Origin of the sequence: Teichococcus oryzae, from assembly GCF_008386565.1 — a bacterium.
Classification (GTDB): domain Bacteria; phylum Pseudomonadota; class Alphaproteobacteria; order Acetobacterales; family Acetobacteraceae; genus Pseudoroseomonas; species Pseudoroseomonas oryzae.
The window spans coordinates 456,395-474,820 of the sequence record NZ_VUKA01000001.1 but is presented as its reverse complement, the minus strand read 5'-3'; the positions used below and the strand labels follow the sequence as shown (position 1 = coordinate 474,820).

General features: G+C 70.4%; 18 protein-coding genes. 7 read left to right on the top strand and 11 right to left on the bottom strand.

Features of this window, described 5'->3' with window-relative positions; genetic code table 11:
• Positions 1 to 21: 21 nt before the first annotated feature.
• Positions 22 to 168 carry a hypothetical protein gene (locus F0Q34_RS22010; RefSeq protein ID WP_174241967.1) on the bottom strand — a complete coding sequence of 49 codons (147 nt, stop codon included), beginning with the start codon at positions 166 to 168 and terminating at the stop codon, positions 22 to 24.
• 134 nt (positions 169 to 302) lie between these two features.
• Here F0Q34_RS22010 and aroB point away from each other — a divergent pair, with 134 nt between their 5' ends.
• Positions 303 to 1,967, top strand: coding sequence for a 3-dehydroquinate synthase (gene aroB / locus F0Q34_RS02190; protein WP_174241987.1), 1,665 nt, complete (start codon positions 303 to 305; stop codon positions 1,965 to 1,967).
• A 142-nt stretch (positions 1,968 to 2,109) separates the two neighbouring features.
• Entirely contained in the window at positions 2,110 to 2,694 is a 585-nt protein-coding gene (locus F0Q34_RS02185; RefSeq protein ID WP_149810480.1) for a DUF2889 domain-containing protein, read from the top strand.
• On the opposite strand, the gene F0Q34_RS02180 is transcribed toward F0Q34_RS02185, so the two are convergent.
• Both F0Q34_RS02180 and F0Q34_RS02175 read right to left on the bottom strand, forming a co-directional pair.
• Positions 2,678 to 4,321 carry a tetratricopeptide repeat protein gene (locus tag F0Q34_RS02180; RefSeq protein ID WP_161600757.1) on the bottom strand — a complete coding sequence of 548 codons (1,644 nt, stop codon included), beginning with the start codon at positions 4,319 to 4,321 and terminating at the stop codon, positions 2,678 to 2,680. The two genes, F0Q34_RS02185 and F0Q34_RS02180, sit on opposite strands and share 17 nt — an antisense overlap.
• Positions 4,322 to 4,339: 18 nt before the next feature.
• The gene (locus F0Q34_RS02175) at positions 4,340 to 4,636 is read right to left on the bottom strand and encodes a BolA family protein (RefSeq protein WP_149810478.1); all 297 of its coding nucleotides are present in this window, start codon (positions 4,634 to 4,636) and stop codon (positions 4,340 to 4,342) included.
• Between the two features lie 180 nt (positions 4,637 to 4,816).
• Between F0Q34_RS02175 and F0Q34_RS02170 the strand changes: the two genes are divergently transcribed.
• The 4 genes from F0Q34_RS02170 (at position 4,817) to F0Q34_RS02155 (ending at position 9,446) form a co-directional block, all read left to right on the top strand.
• On the top strand, positions 4,817 to 5,437 hold the full coding sequence (locus F0Q34_RS02170; protein ID WP_149810477.1) for a J domain-containing protein: 621 nt from the start codon (positions 4,817 to 4,819) through the stop codon (positions 5,435 to 5,437).
• Positions 5,438 to 5,540: 103 nt separating this feature from the next.
• Entirely contained in the window at positions 5,541 to 6,548 is a 1,008-nt protein-coding gene (gene cobS, locus F0Q34_RS02165; RefSeq protein ID WP_149810476.1) for a cobaltochelatase subunit CobS, read from the top strand.
• A 67-nt stretch (positions 6,549 to 6,615) separates the two neighbouring features.
• The gene (gene cobT / locus F0Q34_RS02160; RefSeq protein WP_149810475.1) at positions 6,616 to 8,487 is read left to right on the top strand and encodes a cobaltochelatase subunit CobT; all 1,872 of its coding nucleotides are present in this window, start codon (positions 6,616 to 6,618) and stop codon (positions 8,485 to 8,487) included.
• On the top strand, positions 8,484 to 9,446 hold the full coding sequence (locus F0Q34_RS02155) for an esterase-like activity of phytase family protein (RefSeq protein WP_149810474.1): 963 nt from the start codon (positions 8,484 to 8,486) through the stop codon (positions 9,444 to 9,446). Before cobT ends, F0Q34_RS02155 begins: the two co-directional genes overlap by 4 nt.
• Here F0Q34_RS02155 and F0Q34_RS02150 read toward each other — a convergent pair.
• From F0Q34_RS02150 to F0Q34_RS02125, 6 genes are all read right to left on the bottom strand, one after another.
• Positions 9,430 to 10,245, bottom strand: coding sequence for a sensor histidine kinase (locus tag F0Q34_RS02150; RefSeq protein WP_161600756.1), 816 nt, complete (start codon positions 10,243 to 10,245; stop codon positions 9,430 to 9,432). The two genes, F0Q34_RS02155 and F0Q34_RS02150, sit on opposite strands and share 17 nt — an antisense overlap.
• Before the next feature lie 109 nt (positions 10,246 to 10,354).
• Positions 10,355 to 10,660 (bottom strand): 50S ribosomal protein L28, encoded by a 306-nt coding sequence (gene rpmB / locus F0Q34_RS02145; protein WP_149810472.1) that lies wholly within the window; start codon positions 10,658 to 10,660, stop codon positions 10,355 to 10,357.
• A 156-nt stretch (positions 10,661 to 10,816) separates the two neighbouring features.
• Positions 10,817 to 11,077 (bottom strand): hypothetical protein, encoded by a 261-nt coding sequence (locus F0Q34_RS02140; protein ID WP_149810471.1) that lies wholly within the window; start codon positions 11,075 to 11,077, stop codon positions 10,817 to 10,819.
• 69 nt (positions 11,078 to 11,146) lie between these two features.
• Positions 11,147 to 13,039, bottom strand: coding sequence for an ABCB family ABC transporter ATP-binding protein/permease (locus F0Q34_RS02135; protein ID WP_370750872.1), 1,893 nt, complete (start codon positions 13,037 to 13,039; stop codon positions 11,147 to 11,149).
• Positions 13,040 to 13,098: 59 nt separating this feature from the next.
• Positions 13,099 to 14,631, bottom strand: coding sequence for a C69 family dipeptidase (locus F0Q34_RS02130; protein WP_206667938.1), 1,533 nt, complete (start codon positions 14,629 to 14,631; stop codon positions 13,099 to 13,101).
• Between the two features lie 70 nt (positions 14,632 to 14,701).
• Complete coding sequence (locus F0Q34_RS02125; protein ID WP_149810470.1) at positions 14,702 to 15,880, bottom strand: aminotransferase class V-fold PLP-dependent enzyme; 1,179 nt, start codon at positions 15,878 to 15,880, stop codon at positions 14,702 to 14,704.
• A gap of 47 nt (positions 15,881 to 15,927) precedes the next feature.
• Between F0Q34_RS02125 and F0Q34_RS02120 the strand changes: the two genes are divergently transcribed.
• Positions 15,928 to 16,776 (top strand): NUDIX hydrolase, encoded by an 849-nt coding sequence (locus F0Q34_RS02120; protein ID WP_149810469.1) that lies wholly within the window; start codon positions 15,928 to 15,930, stop codon positions 16,774 to 16,776.
• Positions 16,777 to 16,824: 48 nt separating this feature from the next.
• Here the strand turns inward: F0Q34_RS02120 and F0Q34_RS02115 are convergent, their stop codons facing one another.
• On the bottom strand, positions 16,825 to 17,670 hold the full coding sequence (locus tag F0Q34_RS02115) for a lipid-binding SYLF domain-containing protein (protein ID WP_149810468.1): 846 nt from the start codon (positions 17,668 to 17,670) through the stop codon (positions 16,825 to 16,827).
• Positions 17,671 to 17,761: 91 nt separating this feature from the next.
• On the bottom strand, positions 17,762 to 18,391 hold the full coding sequence (locus F0Q34_RS02110) for a histidine phosphatase family protein (protein WP_149810467.1): 630 nt from the start codon (positions 18,389 to 18,391) through the stop codon (positions 17,762 to 17,764).
• Positions 18,392 to 18,426 lie beyond the last annotated feature (35 nt).

Genomic DNA, 18,426 nt, shown 5'->3' with positions numbered 1-18,426 from the left:
CCTTTGGCCTCCCCGCCGCCGTCAGCGCGTGTTGAAGCGCTCGTTGGGCAAGGCGCGCTCCACCGGCTGCGGCGTCACCGCAGGCGGAAAGGCCGCCATCACCAGCAATCCGCCCAGCAGGGCGACCAGCAGAACCAGGATCAACAGGAACAGGGGACGGCGGAACATGGGAGTTTGGAGCATCCTCGCGCGCTGAGCGTGATGTGCTAGCTTCCGCCCCCGTGTCACGCAACCTCGACTTCCCCATCCCTCCGCCGGCCGCCTCCGCGGCCTCCGTGCCTCCCCTTCCCGCCACGCCTGAAATGGCGCCGGCGACGCCCCGTGCCGGCACGGGAATCGGGCGCTCCATCGTGCTGATCGGCCTGCCGGGCGCCGGCAAGTCCTCGGTGGGCAAGCGGCTGGCGCAGATGCTCGGCCTGCCCTTCCATGACGCCGACCTGGAGATCGAGGCCGCCGCCGGCCTGCCGATCACCGAGATCTTCGCCCGCTATGGCGAGCCGCATTTCCGCGAGGGCGAGCGCCGCGTCATCGCCCGCCTGCTGGCCGGCCCGCCCCTGGTGCTGGCCACCGGCGGCGGCGCCTATGTGGACCCGGAAACACGCCGCGCGATCCGCGAATCGGGCGCGCTGACGGTGTGGCTGCGGGTGGAGATCCCGTTGCTGCTGCCGCGCGTCTCGAACCGCGCGACCCGGCCGCTGTTCCTGCAGCAGGACCCGGAAGCCGTGCTGCAGCGGCTGAGAGCCGCTCGCCATCCCATCTATGCCGAGGCTGACCTGACCGTGGATTGCTGCGACGAATCGCCCGAGGACACCACCGCGCGCGTGCAGCGGGCGATCGAGGGCTTCTCGGCCCCTGCCCGGCTGCCGGTGGCGCTGTCCGGGCGCGAATATGACGTGGTGGTGGGCGAGCACCTGCTGGAGCGCGCCGGCGGCCTGCTGTCCGGCGCCCTGCCGGGCCGGCGCGTCGCCATCATCAGCGATGCCTCGGTTGCGGCGCTGCACCTGCCGGCGCTGCGTGGCGGGCTGGAGGCGGCGGGCTTCACGATCGGCGCCAGCCTGACCATCCCGCCCGGCGAGGGCAGCAAGAGCCTCGCCTCCTTCGGCCGCGTGCTGGAGGAGCTGCTGGCGGCCGGCATCGACCGCAACACCGCCGTGGTGGCGCTGGGCGGCGGCGTGGTGGGCGACCTCGCGGGTTTTGTCGCCGCCTCGGCGCTGCGCGGCCTGCCCTTCGTGCAGGTGCCGACCACGCTGCTGGCGCAGGTGGACAGTTCCGTGGGCGGCAAGACCGGCATCAACCTCGCCTCCGGCAAGAACCTGGCCGGCGCCTTCTGGCAGCCGCGCATCGTGCTGGCCGATACCGGCGTGCTGGCCACCCTGTCGCCCCGCGAGTTGCGGGCCGGCTATGCGGAGGTCGCCAAGCACGGGCTTCTGCAAGGCCCGCTCTGGGACTGGTGCGAGGCGGAGGGCGCGCGCGCCGTGGCCGGTGACGCGGCCGCGCTGCGCCATGCCGTGCTGGAAAGCTGCCGGCTGAAATCCGCCGTGGTCGCCGCCGATGAGCGCGAGGAAAGCGCCGAGGGCGGCCGCGCCCTGCTCAATCTGGGCCACACCTTCGGCCACGCGGTGGAAGCCGAATGCGGCTATGACGGCTCGCTGCTGCATGGCGAGGCAGTGGCGCTGGGCTTGGGCCTCGCCGCCCGGCTTTCGGCGCGGCTCGGCTTCTGCGAGGCGGGGCTGCCGGGGCGGGTGGAAGCGCATCTGGCGGCGGTGGGGCTGCCGGCGCGGCTCGCGGAGCTGCCGCGGCGCTTTCCGGTGGAACGGCTGATGGCGCGGATGCGCAAGGACAAGAAGGTGCGGGAGGGGCGGATGCGCTTCGTGCTGCTGCGTGCCCCCGGCCAGGCCTTCACCTGGAGCGAGGTGCCACCGGCCGAGGTCGAGTCGCTGCTGCGCGACGAGGGCTGCCTGTCCTGAAACGCTCCTGAACCCAGCGACGGGCGGGGCTTTTCCGCCCGCCGCTGGCCGCAATGCGGCCATGCCGACCTTACCGGCCCAGGATGCATGTGCCATATGGCAATGTTCTTGCCGCACCGCACCATGCCGGAGGCCCACCCCCATGCCCCTTTCCGCCCCCGCGCCCCGCGCGCCCCTGCATCAGCGCCGTCTGGAGATGCATGGCTTCGAGCGGGAAGACGGGCTGTTCGACATCGAGGGCCATCTGGCGGACACCAAGAGCAAGGCCTTCGACACGATGGACCGCCACCTGGAGCCGGGGGACGTGCTGCATGGCATGTCGATCCGCCTGACGGTGGATGCCGAATTGCTGATCCATCACTGCGAGGCAGTGAGCGACCACACCCCCTACGCCGTGTGCCCCGCTGCGGCGGGCAGCTTCTCGCGCCTCGCCGGGCTGAGGATCGGACCGGGCTTCAACCGGGCGGTGCAGGAGCGTGTCGGCGGCATCGTCGGCTGCACGCATCTGCGGGAGATGCTGGCGCAGCTCGCCACCGTGGCCTTCCAGACGACCTATGCGGCGCGCCGCAGGATGGAGGAGGCTCGCGCGGACCCGGCCGATAGCCGCCCGCGCAAGCCCGCGATCCTGGGCACCTGCCTGGCCTATGCCCCCGACAGCCCGGTGGTGGCCCGGCGCTGGCCGGAATACGCCACCACGGAACCGGCCGGCGCTACTCGTCGCGGCTGAAGAAGGCGCTGAGGAAGCGCCGCAGCCCCGAGGGCGGCGGCCCCGCCTCCGCCGCCGCCAGCATCTCCGAAGGCGGCCCGAGCCGCGCGGCGATGGCCTGGACCTTGGGATCTCCGGGCAGCATCGCCGCCGCTTCCGCCGCCACCCGCCGCGCATCCTCGGCGCGGCCGCTCCGCTCCAGCGCTCGGGCGAGGCCGATATGGGCGGCCCCCAGCTCCGGCGCCGCGGCGAGGGCATCGCGGAACACCGGCTCCGCTTCCTCCGGCGCGCCGGTCACCAGCAGCAACTGCCCCAGCCACACAAAGGCGGCCGCATCCGTGTCGCCTGCCTCGACCAATTGCCGGGCGACGGCGATCGCCTCGTCGCGATTGCCCCGCGCCGCCAGGGTATGGCTGAGGCCCAGCATCGCCTTGCGGTCGGCCGGGTCGCTTTCCAGTGAGGCCCGGAACAGCCCCTCGGCCTCGTCCACATTGCCGGTGTTGAGCAGCAGATGGCCGAAATGCGCGCGCAGGCCGGTGTCCTGCGGGGCGGCCTCGATGCCCTGGCGGCACAGCGCCACCGCTTCCTCCGCGCGCCCCTGGCTGCCAACCACGAGGCTGAGCCCCTGGTAGATGTGGCCCACATCGGCCCGCAGGGCCAGGGCGGTGCGGAACGGCGCCTCGGCCGCGTCCACCGCGCCCATGGCCAGCAGCGCATGCGCGGCGTGGGACTGGCTGGCAAAGTCATCCGGCGCCAGGGCGGCCTGCCGCGACGCCAGGTCGCGGGCCGCCGCATCGCGTCCCGCGGCGCGCAGTTCCTGGATGCGCTGCGGCAACAGCCGGCCGACATCCTGCTCCCGCACCATGGGGTGCAGCCCGATCGCCACCGCCCGCGCCCAGAGCCGGTTGGCCATGGCCACATGGCCGCGCCGGAAGGCCGCGTTCCCGGCATGGCGGAACCAGTGCGGCGAGGTGTGCCGCCGCGCCCGCATGATCCGCGTCAGCCCCCCCAGATCCTGGGCCAGCACCCGTTCCAGCACCTGGGACAGGAAGGCGCTGTCCACCAGCAGCCAGATCGAGGCATGGTCCATGAACGGCGTGCGCAGCCAGTGCACCCCCGCCGTTTCGGCCAGGCGGCCCGCATGGGCGCGGTCTTCCGGCATGTAGGGATCGGCCAACATCACCGAGAAGGCGCCTGGCTCGCCTGGCCCAACCGCCATCGTGCCATGCAGCGCCGGCCGGTGGAAGCGGTGGAAGCGCGTGTCCCACGGCGCCTCGGCCGGGGCGATGGAGCTTTGCGGGCACACGGCGAAGGATTGCCCGATGCCGAGGGCCGCGGCGTGCTTCAGCGCCGCGTAGCCCCCCATGCTGTACCCATAGGCGACGGCCTCGCCCGGGATGGCCGCGCGCACCGCCGGCGCCGCGGCGGCGACCGAGGCGGCGGGGAACCAGTTTTCCCGCTTGGCGACGAAGCCGATGGCATTGAGGCCCAGCTTGCCCACCACCTCCTGCCCCCAGATCTGCGTGCCACTGGGACGGAAGGTGAGGTCGGAGAACGTCACCAGCGTGGCGGCGCCCGCCGTGCCGGCCGCGGCCGGGTGGTGCACCGCCAGCAGGTGCTCGTCCTCGAAAAGGATCTCGCTCTTCATCATCTGCCCACCGCCGCGTCAGGAGGCGCCGGGCGCCGCCCCCCCGGCCTCCGCAGGCGTCAGCAGGCGCAGGGAAAGCGCATGCAGGCCGCCGGAGAATTCCGGGGCCAGGGCCTCGTGCACGGCGCGGGAGCGCGCCACCCGGCTTTGCCCGGCGAAGGCGGGGCTGACCACGCGCACCGTGTAGTGCGTTTCGCCGCCCGGGCGGGCGCCGGCATGCCCGGCATGGTGATGGCTGTCATCGATGACCTCGACCTCCGCGGGGGCGAAGGTCGAGAGCAGGGTGTTTCGGATGCGGTCCGCGCGCTTCGACATGAGGCGAGGTTTTCCACGCCGGCGCGCACCTGCCAAGCGAAAGGTTTGCCCTTTCACTTCCTTTGCATCCTATGGTTGTCTGATCTGCGAAGCCAGGGCTGGCCGGGATGACGGATTATACCGCGGGGATGGCCGGGGTGCCTTGCGGCCGTCCGTCCTGGCGCCCATAAAGAACAGCCCATGGCCCGCCGCGGCGCCCGTCCCCGACCCGACATCCCCACCGACGCCCCGCCCTGCGACGCCCCCGGCTGCGAGGCCCCGGGCGAGTTCCGCGCGCCGCGCGACCGCAGCCGGCTGCGCGACTACTACCATTTTTGCCTGGAGCATGTCCGCGCCTACAATCAGGCCTGGGACTACTACAAGGGCATGAACGCCGACGAGATCGAGCAGAACCTGCGCTCGGACAGCGGCTGGCAGCGGCCCACCTGGCCGCTGGGGCGGCTCGGCGGCGCCAAGCTCAATCCGGAACTGTTCCGGGACCCCCTCGGCCTGTTCGGCCAGGCGCCGCCGACGCCCCGCAAGAGCGCCCGGGAAGCGCCGCCCGAGCTGCGCGCGGCGCTGGACCTGATGGGCCTCGGCTGGCCACTGGAACAGGATGCGCTGCGCGCGCGTTACAAGGAACTTGCCAAGCGCTACCATCCGGACAGCAATGGCGGCGACAAAACGGCCGAGGACAAGCTGAAGGACATCAACCGCGCCTACAGCCTGCTGCGCAAGCGGCTGGCTTCCATGGCCGAAAGCGCGGTGCCCGGGCAGGCGGGCAAGGCCGCCGGCAAGCCCGCTTCCAGCCGCGCGGCCTGAGAAACGCAGCCCCGGCGGCGGCTTTTAACCGCCGGACCCCCTGGACCGTGCCGCGTGCGCGGCCTGTAATGCGGCACGAGCGTATGAGAGCGAAGAGAACCCGATGAGCAAGGTCGCCACCCTGACTGAGAACCGCAGCACCAGCGCCATCAACCTGCCTGACACCACGGTCAAGGCGCGCGAGGTGTTCGGAATCGACAGCGACCTCGAGGTCCCCGCCTTCTCGGTCACCACCGAGCATGTCCCCGAGGCCGATCCCACCTACAAGTTCGATCCCGATACCACCCGCGCCATCCTCGCGGGCTTTGCCTTCAACCGGCGTGTCATGGTCCAGGGTTATCATGGCACCGGCAAATCGACGCATATCGAGCAGGTCGCGGCGCGGCTGAACTGGCCCTGCATCCGCGTCAACCTCGACAGCCACATCAGCCGCATCGACCTGATCGGCAAGGACGCCATCGTCCTGAAGGACGGCAAGCAGGTCACGGAATTCCGCGAGGGCATCCTGCCCTGGGCGCTGCAGCATCCCTGCGCCATGGTGTTCGACGAATACGATGCCGGCCGGCCGGACGTGATGTTCGTGATCCAGCGCGTGCTGGAGGTCGAGGGCAAGCTGACCCTGCTCGACCAGAACCGCGTTATCCGCCCGCATCCCGGCTTCCGCCTGTTCGCCACCGCCAACACGGTGGGCCTCGGCGACACCACCGGCCTGTATCACGGCACCCAGCAGATCAATCAGGGCCAGATGGACCGCTGGAACATCGTGGCCACGCTGAACTACCTGCCGCACGCCCAGGAAAGCTCCATCGTCGCCGCCAAGCTCGGCATCAAGCCGGATGACCTGGCCGGCAAGAAGCAGATCGAGGCGATGGTGGCGCTGGCCGACCTGACCCGCGCCGGATTCATCGCCGGCGACATCTCCACCGTCATGTCGCCGCGCACCGTCATCACCTGGGCCGAGAACGCCAAGATCTTCGGCGATGTCGGCTTCGCTTTCCGCCTGTCCTTCCTGAACAAGTGCGACGAGGCGGAACGCTCCACCGTGGCCGAGTACTACCAGCGCTGCTTCAACGAGGAGATCCCGACCGGGCTGTTGGTCCGCAAGGGCTGATCCACCCGCCCCCGGAGGCCCTGCGCGGCTTCCGGGGTTTTTCGTCGGCAGCGGGAGAGTTGAGTTCATGAGCGGTTCCAAGGACCAGACCCGGCAGGAAGAATTCAAGCGCGCCACGGCCGGCGCGTTGCGCGCCATCGCCCGCAACGCCGAGGTGCAGGTCGCCTATCAGCCCGGCCCTTCCGGCCTGGCCGGCAAGCGCGCCCGCCTGCCGCTGCCGACGCGCGCCCTGCCGCCGGCCGAGATGGCCAAGCTGCGCGGCGCCGCGGACGCCATCGCGCTGCGCCTGCGCCACCATGACGAGGCGGCGCACGCTGCCCGCACGCCTCAGCAGCGCGAGGCGCGCGAGGTGTTCGACGCGCTGGAACAGGCGCGGGTCGAGGTGGTGGGCAGCCAGCACATGCCCGGCGTGCGCGCCAATCTCGACGCCAAGCTGGCCGAGACCTGCGAAACCGAGGGTTACGACCGGATGACCCGCAAGGACCAGTTGCCGCTGCCCGCGGCGCTGTCCCTGCTGGCGCGCGAGCGCCTGTCCGGCGAGCCCGCCCCCGCCGCCGCCCAGCGCATCCTGGAGCAATGGCGCGACACGCTGGGCGAGAAGGCCGACACCGCCCTCTCCGAGATGGCGGCGGCGCGCGAGAACCAAAGCGATTTCGCCCGCGCCGCCCGCAAGCTTCTCACCGCCCTCGACCTGGTCGAGGCCGAGGTGGAGGCCGAGGCGGAGGAGGACGAGGCCGGCGAGGATGGCAGCGAAACCTCCTCCCAGCAGGACAACTCGGCCGAGGGCGAGTCCCAAAGCGAGCAGCAGGATCCGACGCTGGGCGCCCAGCCCGAGGCCATGCAGGGCGAGGCGGCCGAGGAAGAAGGCGACAGCCAGGAAGAAGAGGAAGGCGTCGCCGCCGAGGGCGAGGACCGTCCGGGTGGTCCGCAGCAGCGCAAGGACACCGGGCCAACCGACGATTCCTCCCTTTACCGCGCCTTCACCCGGAAATTCGACGAGGAGATCGAGGCGGAGGATCTGTGCGACGCCGAGGAGCTGGCCCGTTTGCGCCAGCAGCTCGACCAGCAGCTTTCCCATTTGCAGGGCGTTGTCTCGAAGCTGGCCAACCGCCTTCAGCGCCGCCTGCTCGCGCAGCAGCAGCGCGCCTGGGAATTCGACCTGGAGGAAGGGCAGCTCGACGCGGCGCGACTCGCCCGCATCGTCGCCAACCCGATGCTGTCGCTGTCCTACAAGCGGGAGCGGGAAGCGGATTTCCGCGACACCGTGGTCACCCTGCTGATCGACAATTCCGGCTCCATGCGCGGGCGGCCGATCTCGGTGGCGGCCATGTGCTGCGACATCCTGGCGCGCACGCTGGAACGCTGCTCGGTGAAGGTGGAGATCCTGGGCTTCACCACCCGCGCCTGGAAGGGCGGCCAGAGCCGCGAGCGCTGGGTGCAGGAAGGCAAGCCGCGCAATCCCGGCCGCCTGAACGACCTGCGCCACGTCATCTACAAATCCGCCGACGCGCCCTGGCGCCGGGCCCGCAAGAATCTGGGCCTGATGCTGCGCGAAGGGCTGCTGAAGGAAAACATCGACGGCGAGGCGCTGGACTGGGCCTATCGCCGCCTGTTGCAGCGGCCGGAACGCCGCCGCATCCTGATGGTGATCTCCGACGGCGCGCCGGTGGATGACAGCACCCTGTCCGTCAATCCGGGCAACTACCTGGAGCGGCACCTGCGCAAGGTGATCCACGATATCGAGCACCGGGACTTCGTGGAACTGATCGCCATCGGCATCGGCCATGACGTGACGCGCTATTACCGCCGCGCCGTGACCATCGTGGATGCCGAGGAGCTGGGCGGCACCATGATGAAGAAGCTGGCGGAATTGTTCGACGAGGACGCCGCCGCCGCCTTCCAGCGCGCCGCCACGGAACGCGCGCCCATGGTGGTGTGATCCGCTCCCGCCGCCGCGCCCTCCTGCTGGGGGCGCTGGCGCTGGGCGGGCTCGGCTCCTGCGCGCTGCTCCGCGGCGGCGATCCGGCGACCCCCGCGGCCCCCATTTCCCTGCCCCCCGACTCGCTCCTGGTGCCGCGTGGCCGGCTGCTGCTGGATCGCCACGCCATGGGGCTGGGCGGGCTGTCGGGCCTGCATGTGGGCGATGACCTCAGCTATACCGCCATCAGCGACCTGGGCCGCTGGGTGCTCGGGCGGCTGGTGCCGGGCCCGGATGGGGTGCCGGCGGCGCTGGAGGATGTGCGCAGCCTGCCGTTTCGGCAGGATTTCCCTCTGCCCCTGCCGCGCCCCCTGATGCGGGATGCCGAATCCCTGGCGCGGTTGCCGGACGGTACCTGGCTGGTGGGCTTCGAGCGCTGGCACCGCATCTGCACCTATGCCGCCCCGACCGCGCGCTGCGAGCCGGTGCTGCAGCCGCCTCCGGGGCTGGAGGAGGCGCCGCCCAATGGCGGGCTGGAAAGCCTCGCGGTGCTGGCGGATGGAAGCTGGCTGGCCATCACGGAGGGGCTGGAAGCGCCGGAAGGAACGCTGCGCAGCTGGATCGGCCGGCCCGGCACCTGGATGCCGCTGCGCTACCGCCCTTCCGCCGGCTTCGTGCCCACCGATGTGGCGCCGCTGCCGGATGGCGGCGCCTTGGTGGTGGAGCGGAGCTTCAGCCTGCTGCGGGGTGGCTTCCGGGGCATGTTGCGGCGCATTCCCGCCGCGCAGCTGGCCCGGCCCGTGGCCGGGGCGCTGCTGGAGCCGGAAACGCTGATCCGCCCGGACGACCTGCCGCCCGACAATTGGGAAGGCGTCAGCGCCTTCCGCCACCGGGGCGAGCTGTGGGTCGCCCTGCAGGTGGATGACAACGAGATGTTCTTCCAGCAGGGGCAGTTGCTGTTCTTCAGCTTCCGGCACTGACCTCCGCCCCGGGCAGCAGACGGAAGCGCGGCAGCGTGATCCAGGCGCGCGCGCCCACGCCACGCAGCGCCTCGATGGTCAGGTTGCCGCCATGGGCGCGCAGCAGCTGGCGGGCGACCGCCAGCCCCAGGCCGATGCCGCGCGTCCCCTCGCCGCCCAGGACGTGGCCCAGATCGCCGGCGGCCAGCCCGGCCCCCTCATCCTCCACCAGGATGGCAAAGGTTTCATCGGCGCGGACCAGGCGAAGCTCGATGGGATCGCCTTCCCGGGTGTGCCGCACGGCCCGGGTCAGCACCTGGGTCAGGATGCCACGCAGGGCGCGAGGGTCGGCGAGAACGGAAAGCTCGCGCAGCTCCGGGGCGATCCGCCATTCGCGGCGGCCGGGCGCCATGGCCAGCGTCACCTGGTCCAGCGTGGCACGCAGCAGCGGGTCCAGCGCCAGGCGTTCTTCCCGCAGCTTGCGTGGCCCCGCCCCCTGGGCCGCCACATCCTGAAGATCCGCGGCGAGACAGAGCAGCGTGCGCCCCAGCCCGGCGGCCGAGGCTCCGGCGGCGGCGGCCTCGCCATCCTGTCCCACCAGCCTCAGCCCCAGCCCATGCATCTCCTGGGCGCAAAGATGCAGGTGGCGGCTACGGGCGGCCAGTTCAGCCAGCAGCCTCGCGGCCTCGGCCCGGGAGGCCCGATGGAGGCCATGGCGGCGCCAGGCCAGCCAGGCCAGTCCGGCGCACAGCATGGCCAGGAACAGACAGGCGCCCGGAAGTGGCGGGCAAGCGGTGAGCAGGGCGGGATTGGCTGACATGCGGCCCATCCTGCGGGACAGCCATTGAGCAAACGTAAAAACGCCGCGCTCCAGGGGCTTTCCCTGAAGCGCGGCGCTTCACGCTCGTGTCAGCCTGGGCTGAGCAGGCTCAGGCGGCCGTGGCGGCAGCCTTCTTCACCTGGGCGCGCTGGATGCGGCGCTTCAGGGTCAGGGCCTCGGTCGGCAGCTTGCGGTCGGAGGTGCCGAGCAGGAAGGAATCCAGCCCGCCATTGTGCTCCACCGTGCGGATGCCGTTGGTGGAAAGCCGCAGCTGGATCGAGGTGCCCAGCACGTCCGAGAAGAACGACGTTTCCTGCAGGTTCGGCAGGAACCGGCGACGCGTCTTGTTGTTGGCGTGGCTGACGTTGTTGCCCGTCAACACGCCCTTGCCAGTGATGCCGCAACGGCGAGCCATGGCGCTAACCCTTCACAAAAATACGGTACGGGCCACGGCACGCACCGCACCCTCGACGAAAACAGAGCGCGCGTATGGCCCGCCGGCCGCCGAGAGTCAAGGATCCGGACGGCAAAGGCCGCGCCGGAGGACCAGGATCACCGGGCCGGATTGCCCTCACATGTCGTCATGGGCGGGGCCCTGGCGCATTTCCGCCAGTTCCCCCGATTCTACCGAGGCCAGCGCGCTGCGCAGCACATTGGCGATGGCGCGGTCCTCCATGGAGCGGGCCATCAGCCCCAGCGCGCCGCCCAGCAGGGCGGAAGCCACCGAGATCGGCGCGATCTTCTGCTCGATCATGTACTCGATCGCCTTGTCGACGACGGAGCCGGCATGGCTGAGGTCTTCCGGGGCGACCCCCTGCGGATCCAGTTGCATATGGTGCCCTCCTGATGCGAAGCGGTGACATAGGCACGACGGGGGCGAAGCAAAACCCCCGATCCTGTTTCAACCGGCCAGCGGGTCATGCGCGGGGCGCCGTCCCGGCCCCGCCTCCACCCCGGCCTCGGCCGCCGCCGCCTGGGCGCGCGCCGCCGCTTCCGCCGCCGCCACCGCCTCGGACTGGCGACGCCACATCTGGGCGTACAGGCCGTCCTCGGCCATCAGCGCGTTGTGGTTGCCGCGCTCGGCCACCTGCCCCTCCTGCAGTACGATGATCTCGTCCGCATCCACCACGGTGGACAGGCGGTGCGCGATCACCAGCGTGGTGCGGCCGCGGGACACGTCCCGCAGCGCCGCCTGGATCTCCTGCTCGGTGCGGGTGTCGAGGGCGCTGGTGGCCTCGTCCAGGATCAGGACGCGCGGGTCCTTCAGGATGGTGCGCGCGATGGCGACGCGCTGCTTCTCCCCGCCCGACAGCTTCAGGCCGCGCTCGCCGACGCGGGTGTTGTAGCCATCCGGCAGGCGCATCACGAAATCATGCACCTGGGCCAGCCTGGCGGCCTGCACAACCTCCTCCTGCGAGGCGTCGGGGCGGCCATAGGCGATGTTGTAGCGGATGGTGTCGTTGAACAGCACGGTGTCCTGCGGCACCACGCCGATGGCGTGGCGCAGGCTTTCCTGCGTGACCTGGCGGATGTCCTGCCCGTCCAGCAGGATCCGGCCGTCCTGGATGTCGTAGAAGCGGAACAACAGGCGGGAGATGGTGGACTTGCCCGCCCCCGTCGGCCCGACGATGGCCAGGGTCCGCCCCGCCGGCACATGGAAGGAAACGCCCTTCAGGATGGTGCGGTCGGGGCGGTAGCCGAAGCGGACATCGTGGAACGCCAGCGCGCCGGGCCCGGCGGCGAGCGGCTTCGCGTCCGGCGCATCGGCCACTTCCTGAGGCTCGCGCATCAGGGTGAACATGGCCTCCATGTCCACCAGCCCCTGCTTCAGCTCGCGATACACGAAGCCCAGGAAGTTGAGCGGCAGGTAGAGCTGGATCAGGTAGGTGTTCACCAGCACGAAATCGCCCACCGTCATGCTGCCATCGGCCACGCCATTGGCCGCCATCAGCATCACCGCCGTCAGCCCCAGCGCGATGATCGCCGCCTGCCCCATGTTGAGGTAGTTCAGCGTCACCTCGGAGCGGGTATAGGCCTGCTCGTAGCGCGCGAGGGTGCTGTCGTAGCGCCGCTCCTCGTGCTTCTCATTGCCGAAATACTTGACCGTCTCGTAGTTCAGCAGGCTGTCGATGGCCTTGGTGTTGGCCTCCTGGTCCATCTCATTCATGGCGCGGCGGAAGCGCAGGCGCCAATCGGTGAACACCAGGGTGAAGGCGATGTAGAGCCCGATCGTCACCAGCGTCACGGCGGCGAAGGAAAAGGAGAACATCCCCCACAGGATGCCCGCGACGAACAGGATCTCGATCAGCGTGGGGATGATGTTGAACAGCATGAAGTCGAGCACGAAGTTGATGCCGCGCGTGCCGCGCTCGATCACCCGGCTCATGCCGCCGGTCTGCCGGTCCAGATGGAAGCGCAGCGACAGGGCGTGCAGGTGGCGGAACACCTGCAGGGCAATCACGCGCCCCGCCCGCGCCTGCACGCGGGTGAACACCGCGTCGCGCAATTCCGCGAACCAGGATGAGGTGATGCGCAGCAGGCCATAGCCGACGATCAGCGCCACCGGCACTGTCACCAGCGCCGCGGCGGTGCCGCCCGTGGGGCCGAGCATGTCCACCGCGCGGGCATAGGCGATGGGCACCAGCACGTTGGCGGCCTTGGCCAGCAGCATCAGCGCCAGGGCGATGACCACGCGCGCGCGGAGCCCGGTTTCGCCACGCGGCCAAAGATAGGGAGCCAGGGTGCGCAGTGTTCCGAGATGGCCGCGCGAAGTTTCGGAAGGCAAAGGAAACACTCCGGTTCAGTCGCCCGGTTACATGGCGACCTGAACCGGAGGTGGCAATGCCGCGAAGATCAGCGCCGCGGCTGGTCCGGGTCGTGGCCCACCAGGCAGTTGGGCGTTTCCCCGCCGGTCGAGTTGATCTCGCCGCCGGGAGCCGCCGGAATGCCGAAGATCAGCTTGCTGCGCGTCTCCACCGAGGCCAGCAGGTCATGGCCCAGCCGCATCCCCTCCATGGCCCTGGTGCGGCTGTAGAAGCTCAGATACCGGCTGCCCAGCGCGGGCTCGTCCCTGGCGTACAGGATGTCGGCCGTGCGCTGCACATCGCCGATCTCGGCCAGCATGCGGCCCTCGAAGGCTTCCAGCGCGGCGGTCACCTCGGGCAGGAAGGTCTCGGGCCTGGCGCAGGTGTGGTACATCAGGCGCTTGAACAGCCGCCCGGCGAATTCGGTGGCTTCCTGGCTCTGGAAGGCCGGGTTCAGGAAATGCGCACCCGCGTTGCGATAAAGATAGCGGTGGATGCCGAATTCCGGCGGCACCTCCTCCGCACCGAGATGCCAGGGAATGAAGGGCGCGGTGACGGAGCCCGTCGGCGCCACCCAGACGAGGTTCAGTTCGGGCCGCACATCGCCGCGCAGATGCGCGACCTGGCCATAGCCCGCTTCCTCATCGGCGATGCGCGGATCGCGCACCATCTTCATCATCTTGGCCGGCGTCATCGGCGCGGCGGCGCGCAACTCCGCCTCGATCTCCTCGATCGCCCAGAACTTCGCGCCGGACCGCATCGGCAGATCCTGCCGGCTGTAGACGCCGTGGATGTTGAAGGGCTTGCCGGCCGCGCGATCATGCCAGCCCTGCTCCTCGGCGAAGGAGATCAGGTTGGCCGAGCCCATGAAGTCGGGATTGTCGCGGTAATCCGGCGGAAACTCGCCGATATAGCCGGGATAGGAGGCGCGCACCTCGTCCGGCCCGAGTCGTTCCGCCGCCCACAGCCCCTTGCCGCCGGCGAATTGCAGCACGACCCAGCCTTCATCCTTGTCGGCGATCAGGTGCGAATTGCCGCCATAGGTGGAGTAGCCATGCTCGTCGATGAGCCGGCCGATGATCTCCACCGCTTCCCGCGCGGTTCTCGCCCGCTCCAGCGCGATGCGCGCGAGATCGCTGTATTGCGGCCCTTGCTGCGGCCGGGGCGTCATCTCGATCAGCTCCCTGCGGGAAGTCGACCAGATGTCGCGAATGGCGACGCCGTGTTCGTTCAGCCCGCCATTGGTCAGCGGCGCCGGAAAACCCTGATAATCGCTGTAGTTCATCGTCAGGTAGCGGAAGGTTTCCGGCACCTGGGGAATGGTGGTCAGCTTGCCCGGGATGCTGGCTTCGTCGGTGACGCCCACGGTCACGGTGTCGCCGGGCGCGTGCTTCCGCCGTGGCACGATCTCAAGCCAGTGGCCGGAGACTTCCTCCCCCGTACCGCCCAGCAGCACGCTGCCATCGGCCGTCAGGTTCTTGCCGACATAGAAGCCGTAGCTGGCATCCGCATCCCGCGGCACGGCCAGCCAGGCGGCCGCGACAAGCAGGGCAGTGGTGACGGGCCGGCGCAATCGCGCCAAGGGAGGAAGCATCGTGAAACAGGGCAACAGCCGCCATCCTTCATGGTGAGGAGGTCGTGTTACCGTTTTGTCATCTCGCCGTCAGCCCCTCGCACAGTTCCAGCAGCCGGTCGATCTCGGCTTCCGTGTTGTAGTAATGTGGGGAAGCGCGGACCAGCACCGGCAGGTTCCGCCGCTCGGCATCGATGCGGGTGGAAGCCGGGTCCGAGGCGCCGATGGCGACGCCGGCCCGTTCGGCCGCCGCCACGACCTCATCCGCCGGCCGCCCATCCAGGGTGAAGGACACAATGGCTGAGGGATCGGGTCCAAGGTCGCGCAGCCGCGCCCCGGGCAGCGCCGCCAGCCCGGCGCGCAGCCGGTCCGACAACAGGTGGCACCGCGCCTCGATCGCTTCCAGCCCGATGCGCAGCGCGTAATCCACCGCGCATCCCAGCCCGGCGCGGGCGGCGTAGTTGTTTTCCCAGGTTTCGAAGCGACGCGCATCGGGCCGCAGGCGGTATTCCCCGCGCGCCACCCAGGGGGCGGCGAAATGGTCGATCACTGGCGGCTCCAGCTGCTCCAGCAGCCCTTGCCGCACGTAAAGGAAGCCGGTGCCGCGCGGGCCGCGCAGGAATTTCCGTCCGGTGGCCGAAAGCATGTCGCAGCCGATGGCTCGCACATCCACCGGCATCTGCCCCACCGCCTGGCAGGCATCGAGCAGGAACGGGATGCCATGCGCCCGCGCCACGCGCCCGACCGCCGCGGCCGGGTTGCGCAGGCCGCCATTGGTCGGCACCCAGGTGATGGCGATCAGCTTCACCCGCCCGTCGATCATCCGCTCCAGCGCCGCCACATCCAGCGCGCCTGAAGCGTCCGAGGGCACCACCTCCACCACGGCGCCGGTGCGGCGCGCCACCTGCAGAAAGGCGACATAGTTGGCGGCGTATTCGGCCTCGGCCGTCAGGATACGGTCGCCGGGCGCGAAGCGCAGCGAATAAAAGGCCATCTGCCAGGCGACGGTGGCGTTCTCCACCAGCGCGATCTCCCGCCGCCCGGCATTCAGCAGCCGCGCCACCGAGTCATAAACGGCATCGAGGAGCCCTGCCTCCGCCGCCATCGCGGCATAGCCGCCGATCTCCGCCTCCAGCCTCAGATGACGGATCTGCGCTTCCAGCACCGGCGCCGGCATCAGCGCCGCCCCCGCATTGTGCAGATAGGCGCGGCGGGCGGCACCGGGGGTCTCGGCGCGGATGCGGTCGATGTCGATCATGGGCGCAAGCCTTGCCGCAGGGCGGGCCCGGGGGCAAGAACGCCGCCATGGACGCTTTCCGCCGCCACATCGAGGCCTGCAACAATCTCCCCTCCCCTGCCGGGATGGTTCCCTTCCGCATCGGCGCCGAACAGGTCGGCTGGCTGGAGCCCGAGCTGGCCCGCTGGCTCGCCTTCCGCCCGCGCGATTTCCATTTCGATGCCGAAGGCGTCTCGGTCGCCGGGCGGCTGCCGGCGCAGCGCGACCGCATCCTGGCGGAAACCGCGCATGCGCTGGAAAAGGCCGGCTTCCTGCGCCTGCGCGACGAGCTTTTCGACATCCGCGCGACGCCGAAGGGGCCGGTGCTGGCGCGGCTGGACCGTGGCGCCGTCCCGCCTTTCGGCGTGCAGGCCCAGGGCGTCCACCTGAACGGGCTGGTGCGGCGGCCCGACGGGCTGCATCTCTGGCTGGGCAAGCGGTCGCGCAGCAAGAAGCTCGCCCCCGGCCAGTGGGACAACATGGTGGCGGGCGGCATGCCCTCCGGCCTGGATGCCGCCGCCACGCTGGTCAAGGAAGCGGCCGAGGAAGCCAGCGTGCCACAGGAGCTGGCGGCGCGGGCGAAGCCGGCCGGCCACCTGTCCTACATCATGCAGACCGAGGAAGGCCTGCGGCGCGACCTGCTGCACATCTTCGACCTGGACCTGCCCGAAAGCTTCACCCCCGTTCCGAATGACGACGAGGTGGAGCGTTTCGAGCTGTGGCCCCTGCGCCGCGCCTTCGAGGCGGTGCGCGACGGCGACGACTTCAAGTTCAACGTCAACCTGGTGCTGATCGACCTGTTCCTGCGCGAAGGCCTGATCGATCCCGCAAGCGCCGAGGGACGCGAGTTGCGGCGATCCCTCGATGCCGGGGTCTGAGGCCCCAGGCGGCGTGGCGGGCCGGCGCACCGGGCGCCGGCCCTCCCCTCAGCGCAAAGGCTCGGCCGTGACGCCGCTGCCGGGGGTGTAGCCCGGCGGCGCCTGATAAGGCTGGCTCTGGTAGGATTGCGGGGAAGGCTGGGCGCCCGGCTGCCGGTATTGCGGCGCCGGGGCGACCGGCTGCTGCGCGCTGCCATAGCGCATCAGCGCCGCGCGCAGCGGATCGGCGCCGGGATTGTAGGCGGCCATGTCCACCACGATCTGCCGTGCGCCATAGCTCTGGCCATAATAGGCGCGGTTCCAGTCGGAGCGGCCGGACAGCAGCGACCCGTCCAGGGCGATGCCGGCATACAGGCCGCGCGTCTTGGCGAAGGTGACGATGTCGGCCCCCACCGCCGCGGTGGTGGAGCCGGCGATGCCGCCGCCGATGGTGGCCACGGCGATGGACGCGTCGGCGCCGATCTTGAACTGGCTGTCCATCAGGGCGGACAGGCCCTTGTCGGTCAGGATCACCATCATCACCATGGCGTCCTGGATGCCGGCCTGCAGCCCGAAGCTGCCGGAGCCGAGGCCATAGAAGGCGGGCGAGGACCAGGAGCCCGCCCCGTCCCGCGCCACCAGCACGCAGGAGCCGCCCTGGCCACCCAGGATGAAGCCGGCGCGGAACACGCGGGGGCAGACCATGACGGCGCGGGCACGGCGCAGCAGATTTGCCGCGTCATTGAAATGCGCCGCGTTGCCGCCTTCGATGCCGCCCAGCATCTCCTGCACCGCGAGGGTGGAGCGGTCCACCAGGGCCTGCTGCTCCGCCTGCGCCAGGGCCGTGCGGGGCGGGGCTAGGCCGAACAGCGACACCGCGCCGAAAAGCGCTGCCCCGAAGATCGAACGCCGCATGAGGGTCCTCCGCCAAGTCCTTGCGAAGCAATGGCCTCTGCCGGAGCCGCTGGCAAGCCAAACTTGCCCGGGATCTCTCCCGACGGAGGCCTCAGAGCGGCCCCGGGGGTTCCTCGTTGACGGAAACCACCCGCCATTCGCCCGCATGGTTCTCCAGCCGGGTCAGCGACAGGTTCTTCACCGACAAGCGGAAGGCCTGGTGCGGATCAAGCCGCATGGCATGCGCGACGGCAGCCCGGATCGAGCCGCCATGCGCCACGATCACCACATCCTCGCCCGGATATTGCGCCGCCATGTCCTCCAGCGCCGGGCCGACCCGCCGCTCGATGACATCGCGCAGGCTTTCGCCGCCGGGCGGCGTTTCCTCGGCGCCATGCGGCCAGAAGGGATGCGGCGGATCGCGCAGCATCTCGGTCAGGGCCTCATGGGTGATGCCCTGCCATTCGCCCAGATGCTGCTCCACGAAGCGCGGCTCGATCTCCATGGGCGCCGCCGGGTAGCCGGCGGCGAAGATGGCGTCGGCGGTGGCGCGGGTGCGGGAGAGCGGGGTGTGGAACCAGCGCGCCCCGGCCGGCAGCCGGCCCGCCAGCCAGCGATAGGTTTCGGCATCCTGCACCATGGTCACGGCGCAAACGGCCACGTCCATGTCGCCATACATGATCAGCCGCGCGGTGGGCTCCACCAGGGCATGTCGGATCAGAAAGAAGCGGGTCGGGGTCACGATTCCGGCTGTAGCGCCATTCCGGCCCGGCGGGA